General features: G+C 55.6%; 10 protein-coding genes. 9 read left to right on the forward strand and 1 reads right to left on the reverse strand.

From position 1 onward, the window contains the following. Nucleotides 1–5 precede the first annotated feature (5 nt). The 8 genes from EBAPG3_RS08970 (at nt 6) to EBAPG3_RS09010 (ending at nt 10,138) form a co-directional block, all read left to right on the forward strand. On the forward strand, nt 6–3,680 hold the full coding sequence (locus tag EBAPG3_RS08970) for a P-loop NTPase fold protein (RefSeq protein ID WP_004176628.1): 3,675 nt from the start codon (nt 6–8) through the stop codon (nt 3,678–3,680). A 170-nt stretch (nt 3,681–3,850) separates the two neighbouring features. Continuing rightward, nucleotides 3,851–5,068, forward strand: coding sequence for a hypothetical protein (locus tag EBAPG3_RS08975; protein ID WP_004176631.1), 1,218 nt, complete (start codon nt 3,851–3,853; stop codon nt 5,066–5,068). Nucleotides 5,069–5,309: 241 nt separating this feature from the next. Then, nucleotides 5,310–6,200: a S8 family serine peptidase gene (locus EBAPG3_RS08980; protein WP_004176633.1), complete on the forward strand. Its 891-nt coding sequence runs from the start codon at nt 5,310–5,312 to the stop codon at nt 6,198–6,200. Beyond that, nucleotides 6,197–6,439 carry a hypothetical protein gene (locus EBAPG3_RS08985; protein ID WP_004176635.1) on the forward strand — a complete coding sequence of 81 codons (243 nt, stop codon included), beginning with the start codon at nt 6,197–6,199 and terminating at the stop codon, nt 6,437–6,439. The genes EBAPG3_RS08980 and EBAPG3_RS08985 overlap by 4 nt, the downstream gene beginning before the upstream one ends. Before the next feature lie 69 nt (nt 6,440–6,508). Next, nucleotides 6,509–7,459, forward strand: coding sequence for a cyanobactin maturation protease PatG family protein (locus tag EBAPG3_RS08990; protein WP_004176636.1), 951 nt, complete (start codon nt 6,509–6,511; stop codon nt 7,457–7,459). A gap of 279 nt (nt 7,460–7,738) precedes the next feature. Further along, entirely contained in the window at nt 7,739–7,984 is a 246-nt protein-coding gene (locus EBAPG3_RS08995) for a hypothetical protein (protein ID WP_040851894.1), read from the forward strand. Nucleotides 7,985–8,542: 558 nt separating this feature from the next. Then, entirely contained in the window at nt 8,543–8,938 is a 396-nt protein-coding gene (locus EBAPG3_RS09005; protein ID WP_004176638.1) for a hypothetical protein, read from the forward strand. A 147-nt stretch (nt 8,939–9,085) separates the two neighbouring features. Continuing rightward, on the forward strand, nt 9,086–10,138 hold the full coding sequence (locus EBAPG3_RS09010; protein WP_004176639.1) for a DUF2278 family protein: 1,053 nt from the start codon (nt 9,086–9,088) through the stop codon (nt 10,136–10,138). A 213-nt stretch (nt 10,139–10,351) separates the two neighbouring features. Here the strand turns inward: EBAPG3_RS09010 and EBAPG3_RS09015 are convergent, their stop codons facing one another. Next, nucleotides 10,352–10,843 (reverse strand): Spy/CpxP family protein refolding chaperone, encoded by a 492-nt coding sequence (locus tag EBAPG3_RS09015; RefSeq protein ID WP_004176640.1) that lies wholly within the window; start codon nt 10,841–10,843, stop codon nt 10,352–10,354. Nucleotides 10,844–11,068: 225 nt separating this feature from the next. Here EBAPG3_RS09015 and EBAPG3_RS09020 point away from each other — a divergent pair, with 225 nt between their 5' ends. Next, complete coding sequence (locus EBAPG3_RS09020) at nt 11,069–11,767, forward strand: response regulator transcription factor (protein WP_004176641.1); 699 nt, start codon at nt 11,069–11,071, stop codon at nt 11,765–11,767.

Raw genomic sequence — 11,767 nt, forward strand, 5'->3', positions numbered from 1 at the left:
CCCTCATGATTGCGGCATCCGGTAAAAGAATCATCCTGGTTTACGCTCGTCAGGATGACGGCTGGAGGCAAAGGCTTGAGGAGCGCCTCGTTGCCCGCGCGAATGACAGGGAACGCTTTCCGGCAGGATTGAGCGTGGAGGCATGGAGCGATGAATATCTGGCCGAGTCGGCCCGTGCGCCCGACACGCTGCGGGACGAGTTCGAGAATGTGGCGATAATGCTCTTTCTCGTTTCGGACGATCTGCTCGGTTCCCCCTGTGTGCGCGACGAATCGATCGCGGGCGTGTTGCAGAGCATATTGCTGGAAGAGCGATCGGTATCCCACGTGTTCCGCGTGCTTGTGCGGCTCTCCACGTATTTCCCCGGTTGGCTCGCGTTATTGCCCGCGATTGCAGCAACGCAGGATCAGGCGCTCGCTGATTTCCCTCCAAGCCTGTGCGATGCGGAGCTTGACCGGATAGCGGATATGGTTGCCTCACTTGCTGACACCCAGGGGAAGGTGGAAATGGCGCCCGGCGGGGACTCGAATAGTTTGAACGTCGATGGTCGCAATGAGGCAACCGCGTCAAATCAGGCAACGGAGCAGCCATCCGCGCAGACACCTGGGCAGCCGAATCGGCCATTGACCAAGGGGGCATCCGTAAAATCCCGTCAGTCCCGTCGGCAGCCAGAATCGCCAGCCCCATCCGCTACCGGGACCGTACCGCTGGCGCGGCTCTCTGAATTCAAGACTGCGAGCTCGATTCCATTCTTGATGAATCGGGCAGCAGAGATGGCGTCGGGCGTAACGCCGCCGATTGCCGTGACCACCAGCTTCATGCTGCTTGCGTTCGCCGAAGCCACCGACACGGGGGGCCCATGGACAGCACATTTCCTGCGTGAGCTGATCGACAGGCATACAAAAGAATATGACGCAATACGGGACCGCTATTTCAGAAAACGCGGATCGCGGGGTCTGCAAGCGCGATCCGAAAGCCCGGTTCGCAGCCTTCCTGTGGAGATGACAGGCTACCTGTTCGCGGCGCTGGAGCGGTCGCGCGACATTGCGCAGCGCACGACGCACGATCCCGAAATCCATGCACGCCACCTCCTGGCAGCCCTGTTGCACAGCGATACCACGCAAGAGCGTTCGGGCGCCCTTAACCGCCTCGCCGAGATGAACCTCGATCCCGTATTCGTGCGTGAGGCGCTATGCGAGTGGTTGCGCGGCCATGGAGACGACGATGACGCCTGGGAGGCGCTGCTTATCGGCACGCGCTCGGCGGTGCGCCGATTCAGCGGCTTCATCGCCGATCGCGTGGGTGGCGACGATCTCCTGGATATCCAGAACGATGTGCGCGCGCTTGCCGCATTGATAGCTGCGCGAACCGTCGTGCCGCCGCTCTCCATCGGCTTGTTCGGCGAGTGGGGCTCCGGCAAGACATTCTTCATGCGCCAGTTGCGCGCCGCTATCGACGGCCTGGCGGCGGAGGCGCGCGTGGCGAACCGGATGCAGCGCGATCTTCCCATTTACAAGAACATCGTACAGATCGAGTTCAACGCCTGGCATTATGTCGAAGGCAACCTCTGGGCGAGCCTCGTCGAGCACATCCTTGACAACCTGTATGCGAAGGAAGACCCGCGAATCAGCCGGGCATTGCAGGAGGAGCTGATCAAAAAACTGGCCGAGGAGAAGGCGCTCTCGCAGGCGACAAGCAACGCCGCCGACAGTGCGAAAGCGGCGGCCACCGCCGCGAAGGTGACCCTCGACGCCGCGCAGAAGAGTCTCAACGAAAAAACGGAAGAGCTGGCCCAGCTGAACGCTGAACACGTGCGGAAGGATTTTGTGTTGACCGGCGCCCACCAGCCGGTCGTCGATGCGCTGGAACAACTCAATCTCGGTGCAGTCGGCCGGAGCGCCGTGGAGCTCGAGGGTGCGCTGCGGCAGATCCATGGCGTGCTCGGACGGGGACAGCGATTTCTCGCCCCGCTCATGCATGCAAAGGATCGGAATCGCCGGTTCAACTGGTTGCTCCTCAGCCTTCTCGGGGCACCGGTCATGGCGATCATTATGCGCTTCGTATTGCAGATGCTCGGATCGAGCGTTACCGATATCTATGCTTATGCCACCGGTTTGGCGACGTTGATCGCGTCAGGCGTTCCCTGGCTCAAACAACAGGCCCAGTGGATGTCGCGGCGGCTCGATGAAGCGGAGACAGCGCAGAAGAAGTTCGACGAGGAAATGGCGAAAGAAACCGCTGTCCATGTGCAGAAAGTGACCCAGGCCGAGCAAAGGCTGCGCGAGCTGACAGCAGCTCTCGATTCTGCGCAGCAGAGGCATGCGGAGGCGAAGGCACGCGAGGCCGCTGCCGATGCTGAACTCAAGGCCGCGACGGCCGGCCGCCTGCTTGCCAACTTCATCACCGACCGTGCCGCGAGCAGCGATTATCGCAAGCACCTCGGCGTGCTCGCCCTGGTGCGCGACGACTTCGAAAAGCTTTCCGGGTTGATCGAGGAGGAAAACTGGTCGCTGTCGCCCGAAGATCCGTCCGAACCACCCCGCGCCGATGGCCAGAGGCGGTATGCAAGCCTGGCTGAAGAAGAGAAAGACAAGGACAAGCGCATCAATCGCATTGTGCTTTATATCGACGATCTCGATCGCTGTCCGCCAAATAAGGTGGTGGAGGTATTGCAGGCCGTGCATCTGCTGCTGGCATTTCCGCTGTTTGTCGTTGTCGTCGGGGTGGATGCTCGTTGGATCAAGCGCTCGTTGCAGACGCGCTACCGCGAATTGCTTCATGTCGACAACAGGCCGGTAAATGACGACGGTGACACGGGGCTGCTCCTCGGCTCGGCAACACCCAATGATTACCTCGAGAAAATTTTCCAGATTCCGTTCTGGCTGAGGCCAATGGACGCCGCCGCTTGTGACAACATGGTGCGCGGACTGCTGCGAACGAGCGTAAAGCATTCCAATCAGGACTCGAAAGAGGGGGGACAGGACAAAGGGGCTGGCAAGATAACGATGCCTGTGGCGGAAGCTGGAACGTCTCCCGGGATACCGGTCACGCCGCAGCAGCGGATGTCCGGGGCAAGCGCACCGGCGGCGACGCAAGCAAGGCAACAGCAGGCGGCTCAATCCGCTCCGCCGGGGTCCGCATCCGCCGGGAGCAATGCCGGCGCTACCCCAGTTCCGGCTGCCCAACCACCCGCCTACCCGACGTTCGAGAGCCTGGAAATCATTCCTGCCGAACTGGATTTCATGACAAAGCTTGCGCCGGTACTCGGTCGCTCGCCGCGCGCCCTCAAGCGGTTCGTTAACGTGTACCGGTTGATCAAGGTGGGGCTCGGCCCGCACGAGGAGCGCTCGTTCCTGCGGCCGGGCAATCCGCTGGGCCACTACCAGGCCGTGCTGCTTCTCCTCGCGGTCGATACCGGCACGCCCATGCTGGCGCGCAACTTCTTTGCGACAGTGGAAGTCGGGGCGGGTTCCGAGCCCCTGAATGAGGCTGCGCGCGATATCGGTTGGCTCATGAAGGAGATGGACCAGGCCTGGCTTGAGGATGCCCCCGGGTGGCAACGATTACGCAAGTGGCTGGAGGTGCACGATGAGGAGGTGCCTGCCGATACCAGGCTTGCGGTACTTGCACCCTGGACGAAGCGCGTGGCGCGGTTTTCGTTCGAAGTCGGCCGGTCATAAAAGGCAGAGTGCCGTTTTCCGCAATGGGTTATTTGGAATCCAGTGGTTGTAGCGAAATCACCATGAAGAGGTGAAGATCGAGTGACGCAAGAAATTTTTTTATCATGACACTAAATGAAAAATGAGCAGATAACTGCCGCATCCAGGCTTATTTAAGGAGACACATTTCAATGCGTTACCTGATCATCACCGCTGTGTTCACGCTGCTGGCTTATTTCCCCTGGGCTTACGCGCAAGATGCGCCCGCCGAAAACACTACCGCGCGCCAATCAGTTAATCCCGCATCGGCGAATGCACAGCGCGAGGGTGTCGACAAAGGCGAGCTTTATGTCGTGGGCAGAAATGAAGGGAAAAACAAGGAAGATTTCGTTTTTAGGATGGGTGAAAGAATTCATATCAAGGCAACCGGGGATGTTGCCGGAAGGTTAAAAACGGAGCTAGAAAAAACCGGCGCTTCCAGATCCCCCATTCTGCTTTTTGACGGGATCAAGATGGCCAATCTGCCTTCAGCCATATCCCAGCTTGATAATGGAAATATGCTGCGCTTCAGTTTCTATCTAGAACGCAACCCCGCGCTTAAAGAATCCCGCGAGGCATGGGACATGCTTTTCAAAAGCAAGGATGAGTATGTAATGCCCATCGAGGTGGGCATTGCGGTAGGCAGCGAGTTGCCATTGGTGGTGCAATCCGCCTACCCGTTTTTCTTCTATCTTGCCCCGGCGTCCGAAATACTCGCCACCGTCAGCGGCGCCTTGCTGATTTTATTTGTGGCCTACTATCTGATCGTCAACAAGACAAACATGTTGAAGGACCAGGACACCGGCTATTACAGCCTGGGCAAGAGCCAGATGGCCTTCTGGGGACTGATGGTCGTACTGGCATTTGTCGGCATCTGGATATTGACCGGCACCATGGAATATATTCCCCAGCAGGTACTTATCCTGCTAGGCATCAGCGGCGCCACGGGGCTGAGCGCAGTCCTGATCGGAAACAGCAAGAAATCCGGGACCGAGGACGAAATGACCAGGATTCGGGCGGAAGAACAAAACCTTAAGGAACTAAAGGAAAAAAATCCGGCCGGTTTTTCCACGGATAATGAAAACCAGTTGACGGTCCTCTCGCAAAAAATCACGGAACTATCCCATCAGTTGGGTAATCAGGCTCGGCGCACGCGGCCAAGGGGCTTCTGGCGGGAAATTTGCGATGACGGCAATGGCGTGAGTTTCCATCGTCTGCAGGTTGTCATATGGACGCTTGTGCTGGGCATGGTATTCGTGGGCTATGTGGCGGATGGCATGTCTATTCCTGAATTTCCCGAAACTTTGCTTATTTTGATGGGAATCAGCAACCTGACTTATCTGGGATTCAAAATTCCCGAGAAATCATAATGAGGTTTTAGCCACTGATATGTCGATTGGATATATATGCAATGACTTGATCAGACCGGACGGATTATTAGGGGGACCGCTATGTTAGGTAGCGCACCGAACGGCTCAAGGATAAAGAGTATTTCTACGCGCAGGAAATCAAGAAAAATTTATTAACCGTAAATAAAACAGCCGGGCCACTGGCATTGCATGCAAGGCTCCCGGCAATCTGCCATCAAGGACTCAAGGGGAGAGGCGCGCTATGGTTCCTACGGAGTTGGTCAGGCTCTCGGCATTGATGGAGCGCACCAGCGGTATTCCCGATATTAAGATTGGACTCATTGACGGTCCTGTCGTTACCCGGCATGCGGGTCTGACGGGAGGTAACCTCAGGGAGATTCCCGGAAACAATGGAGCAGCCTGCACGCAGGCTAATAGCCTTGCATGCCTGCATGGAACCTTTATAGCCGGGATCTTGTCCGCGCAACGGAATTTCCCGGCTCCCGCTATTTGTCCCGGTTGTACCCTCCTCATACGTCCCATTTTTACCGAAACGACCTCCGGGCGCGAACATATGCCCGGCTCGACGCCTCAGGAGCTGGCAGCGGCAATCCTTGAGTGCATCGGCGCAGGTGCGCGAATCATTAACCTGAGTCTTGCCCTGATGCAGCCTTCCACCAGGGGAGGGCAGGTGCTGGAAGAGGCGCTCAATCTGGCCCTCAAGCGCGGTGTGCTGATTGTGGCGGCAGCGGGCAATCAAGGCACGCTCGGCAGTTCCGCCATTACCCGCCACCCATGGGTCATTCCGGTCGTGGCCTGCGATTTGCGCGGCCGGCCGATAAATGAATCGAATCTGGGCGGTTCTATCGGTACAAGGGGTTTGAGCGCGCCCGGCGACAACATTACCAGCCTGAGCACTGATGGCCAGTCAATTACGCTGAGCGGTACGAGCGTTGCGGTGCCTTTCGTCACCGGGGCCATTGCACTGCTGTGGTCCGAATTTCCTGACGCCACCGGGGCGCAGATCAAACTCGCTATTACGCAAACCTCCATGATGAGGTTACGGCGAGCCTCGATCGTTCCTCCCTTGCTGGATGCGGATACAGCCTGGCAAACCCTGCAGACATTGAGCACAAGGAGGCGAATAGCATGATCAGGGCGAGCAAGAAAGAGGAAGCGGATGATAATGCCGGCAAATCGCCGGATAAAATCGGGCTGCAGCCCCACCGGGTGCGTTTGCCCGGGTTTATCACCGGCGATGAGATCGGGCTTGGCGCCGCGATTAAGCGAACAGGCTCCTATCTGGGGATCCAACCCTGTGGAGGCTGTGAACGCCGGGCAGCCCTGCTCAACCGCTGGCTGGTATTCACGCCTGGGCGGCGGCCCGGATAGGAGAAATCCCCGAATCCGGAATTCCAGGTTTGCTGGATGGAGTCGGTACCCATACCCAAGGAGCCATAAATGACCGAACAAACTGAAACGATGGAACACCCGTTGGAGCCACCGGTTAAAGCAAGCGATATGCGGACGCCCGCGCCTTGTTTCGAGGTTCATTCAAACGCGGCCGTCTCACCACAGGCGGGAGCGGGAACCTGTAGTAGTTGTGGAGGCGGCGGGGGAATAAGCCCCAATGATACCGGAACGATCTCCTACGTCTATGCCATTGGCCGGGTCGAAGCCCGTTTCCCGAATCTCGCCGCGGAAAAGGAATTTGCGCAGGCGACCGGGCGTACAGAGACTACCGGCAAAACCGATCAGCAGGCTTTTCATGCAGTCTTGTCGCAACGTCAGAATCGCTATCTGGTGCGTCAATTATGCTGGGTACTGACCATACAAGGCCTGGAAACCTACCTCCTGCAGCCGCGCGACCCGACGGATATAGATATGCTGGTGGATGCGATCCGGCCCATGCCCGCGCCCAATGATATCGACGTCGTTATCGGTCTGCGTGGCCCCATCGCTCCCCCGGATATGTGCAACGGCCTGATGGTGCCCATCATCGTCTTCGATCAGATTTATTCATTCGGACGCGACGAACTGATCAAGGCTATTCCGAAACCTGAGAAACTCACCGACAAGCAGTTCGGTCCGGCGGCTGAGGAACTGTTCGACAGGATCATGCAAATGACCGATAACGCCGGGGCGACCGATGAGCACCGCGTATTGAACTATCTGGCCATGCGTTATCCAGCCATTTATGCCAAGGCGGCGGAGAAATATGGCGGAGACAATTCAATGACCGGGGTGGAAGTCATCCCCTCATCGTTGAGCAGCACCCGGAAAATATTTAAGGCCATATTCTCTTACACCAACCGCAACACGGATTTTACCGAGAAATTCTTTGTGCGCGTCGATGCGACCGAAGAGTTCCCATTTCTGGTCACCAAGATGTCGCCGTACTATGATCGTTAGCTAACCAATTGAAGGGAGGCGTGAAATAAATTCCATGAGCATGTCGGGATTTATCGCGGAAATATCGATAGTAATAGTAATTGTGGCGGGAAGCAATTCACCGACTCACATCAAGACCGCTACTTCAATCCCTTTTTGGGGGATTATGATTTTATTCTTGATAGCTGGGAACGGAACGGCTGGCGCCTGTGGGCGGTATGTAACCCATAGCGTGAGCAATTGTTTCAGCGGCTTTTTTTAGCCTATCTGATTTTGAATATTTAACCAGGAGGAATTGAAATGAGCATACCACAGTTTAATGCAGAGGCATCGCTGGGTCCAGCCTTGGGCATATACCGGGGAAAGGCCGTTTTTGGCGGAATTTCCCTGGAACGTAGTGGAGGGGTCACGCCGCAACTTCGTTTCCAGTCCGATCCGGATGTGGGCGCATACTTGAGATGCAGGGCGAATGGGGGAAGCGATCTCATATGCCGTTTCTTTGGCGGGCTTCCACCCTTCACAATCGGCAGCTTGCTGATTTCCTGACCGCTCAGCCCGCATAGCGAATTGATGACTTCGGAATCCACCGCATATGGACCGCTTTAAATATTTCAGGAGGTAACGAAAATGAGGATGCCAGGATTTACCGCGGAAGCAACTCTTTACAGATCCAACCGCCAATATATAGCAGCGTCTACAGACATCGTAACGCGGGATCAATCCGTAGTGCGGCCGCAATTCTGCGGGCCGTGTGAAAACGGACGGCGTCAATGCGGTGACTATGGATGGACCTGTTACCCGGATACCGAAAGCCCGGAATGCAATTTTTTAACCGGATGTCCAATAATTTGTCATCAAGGGGGCTTCCGCACTTGGTCGATTCCTTGCGGACAGCCCCCGATTCCTTTGCCCTTTGGATCAGATTTGGCCGGGGAATGATCGTCTTCTTCCCGGAAATCCAGAGGGGATCTTGGCATAATTTTTTTGGATTTGAAGTGCTCCCCCTTGCAGATGTTTTACCCGGCAGCAAAAGTAATTATTAGCGATACGGCTCAATCTTTTCCTTAACCTCCGGCAGTGCCGGTTTATTCGATGGAGACCAACATGGCGACGCCCTTCATATCACCGAACCTGTATCAATTATCCGGCAATAATCTTCACGTTAGCTACTCAACCAGCGGGATCGATGGAAAGCCGCATTTCAGCTATCAGGATGCGCAGCACAACCTGGGTTTTACGGGTGACGACATCCGTGCAGTGGAATGCGACCTCGGTACAGTGGTAAGCGTGACCATCCAACGCACCATCGATTCGGGTTCAACCTCTTTCAGCGTCCTCATCCCTCGAGCTAACCTTGCCGCTGGTGAATCCGTGCGTATTCGCACCAAAGGTATTGTGACAATACATCGATTCTCGATCGTACCGGCTCTCAACCATGGGCAGCTTGATTTATATACCGTTACAACACTGCGTGGCACCGCTTCGCACGTTGATTTCTAGCGGTTTACCCAGCAGTTAGAATTCTCCGCGGCTTGGCCCTTTGTCATGATTCTGTTGCAATCGCCACGGCTCCCGGTATTTCATATGCAAAAGGCAAGCAACCCGTCAATACCTTGTGAGAGTGCACCGTTTTAAGAGGACAAAGAAATGCCACTGAATGCCTATGGAGTACTGAAAGGTCGCCCTGTAAACCGCCAGCTCGGCTCGGGCTCCAATCCACATTATCAGATTCATATCGTCGACGATACGACGCATTATCGCATCGCAGTGAACGTTGCTTCGCAGCTGGCTCCTTCCGAGCTTGAATTTCTTGTGGATTCAAGATTCGATCACCCAATTCTGGCGGAGCTGATCGATAAACCTCTCGGATGGCTTCCTCTGCAATCCCGGCCGGGCGGGGTGGCGCTCGACTTTATTCGCGGCAACTTGTTCGATCCGCGCAATATGCGCGTGCTCCCCTTCAATGTTCCAGGCCCGGACAATGATCTGAACGAAAAAATCGATCAGTTCGTGCAGCGGGCGATGGCCGACGAAGAGGCTTTTGTCTATGCTTTCGGCGAGCGCTGGGGGCCGGAGAACAACACGACCGACAAGATATTCGGTTTTATTCCGGGCAATGGTGTTCATGATATCCACATGAACCAGGGCAATGTGGGACGCTTTATCGGCGATGACGGAGTCTACCAGGATGGGGCTTTGCTGTTTCATTTCCCCCGGACCAGCCAATGGGTCGGCGTATTTTTGAAATTCCAGTCCCAGACCTGGCATACCGATGACAGGACAGGACATCAGATTCGCGTAGAAACCAGCGGCCCGCCATCGGATGAGAACGTTGTGACAAACCCGTTCGTTCCGGGGGGGCAACCTGGCCCCGAAATGCCCGATGGAGCAATCCGCATCATCGCGGCGCTTGTCAATAGCATCCAATCACCCGAAGTCGAGTTCGTAACGCTTCTGAACACCACAAACGAGGCCATCTCGCTGGAAGGCTGGCAGATCGCGGATCGCGACAAGAACAAGATGCGCCTGGCAGGGTCCATCGCGGCTGCAGAGACGCTGCGCATACAACTCATTCCGCCGGTTTTCCTGCCCAACAAGGGTGGAATTATTACCCTTTTGAACGACCGCGGCCTGCGCGTGGATGGAGTAGCTTACACCAAAGAACAAGCACGTAATCCAGGCTGGACGCTGAAATTCTGAACGAGCGGTGTGCCTGGGACCGAAACCCGGCAGGATTACTTTCAAAAATTATTGATATATTCACCAATTATTCTCTCCGCTACCCAAAATAATCGTGGTTGATATGCTCGGGAGCGCACTAAACGTTATACGACGAGGTATGCTGTACTGAGTGCTCTACTGGGCATGCGTTAACCATCAACCACATACACGGTAGAACACCACAGCCGCGCTTTACCCTTTATCGTGATGCCCGGGCTTATGCTCCTCGCGCATCTGTTTCATCTGTTCCCGCTGAGTATCAGTCAGTACCAGCTGGATCTCGTTGCGTATCTTGTTCCGCTGGATGATTGATTCGGTTACCAGATTACCCCGCTCTTGTGCCAGTACTTGTACCTCGCTGCTGTCACCGCTGCCATTTTGCTTGAGTTCACGTAGCGCCTTGCGATTTGTCTGCATCTTTTCCTTCAAATTCGCCATTTGAGATTTCGATTTCTGCAAAACGGCTTCGACCGATGAACGCTGCTCGGGGGTAAGTTTAAGGCGATCCGTCATCCGGTTCAGGAAACGTTCCCCACCATCCATGCCTTGCCCCATCCTGGAATGCGCACCGTGGTGGCATTCCCGCGATGCTTTTCCGGAACTCATGTCGGCTTGCGGGTCTGCCAAGGCAATGGTGCTTGCCAATAAACAGCCGATTAGCAAAATTTTCGTGATAGTTTTCATAAGCTGATTCCTCTTGATAAGTTTTTTACGAATATCGCGATGAGCCCCCACGGCCCGCGCGATATGGGCAAAGAATAAGGCAGGCCCATGTCAAGGTGAGTGATGAAAGCGTAAATGTGTGTAAAGAAGCCGGGAGTCAGCTGTATTTGTTCGCCGTAATTTGGCAATATCCGTAACACGATGAAATTACCTAGGTGTCCGTAACGGCTTTACTTCGGAAAACGGATGGCGCGCATACTACTGGCGGATGACGACATTGAGCTGAGCGATATGCTGATCGATTACCTCAGCAAGGAGGGCTTCGACATCGACGTGGCTTATGATGGCAATACCGCGCTGAGCAAGGCACTGGCCAACCCGTACGATCTACTGATCCTGGATGTCATGATGCCCAACCGCAGCGGTTTTGATGTATTGCGTGAACTTCGCGCGCATTCTTTACTTCCCGTGCTGATGCTGACGGCACGCGGAGACGACGTCGACAGTATTGTCGGGCTTGAGCTCGGCGCGGATGACTATCTGGCCAAGCCTTCCAGTCCGCGTGTACTGGTAGCGCGGATTCGTGCAATCCTCAGAAGAGTGGAGGCAAAAGGCGAGTTGCAAAATGGCGGCGAGCGGCCCGATCAGATCGCGCTGGATGATCTTGTCATGCATACGGGGTCACGCACCGTGGTGTGCGGCAATAATCCCGTATCCATGACCAGCACGGAATTCAGCGTATTGGACATATTGCTGCGCGAAGCCGGCAACGTCGTGTCGAAGGCGAATTTGTCGGAGCGGGCGCTTGGTCGCAAATTGAGCCGTTATGACCGCAGTCTTGACATGCATGTAAGCAATCTGCGCAAAAAGCTGGGTCCGTTATCCGATGGTCAGGAGCGGATTAAAACCGTTCGCGGTGTTGGTTACATTTACGCGCGGACCTGA

This window comes from Nitrosospira lacus, from assembly GCF_000355765.4.
Lineage (GTDB): Bacteria > Pseudomonadota > Gammaproteobacteria > Burkholderiales > Nitrosomonadaceae > Nitrosospira > Nitrosospira lacus.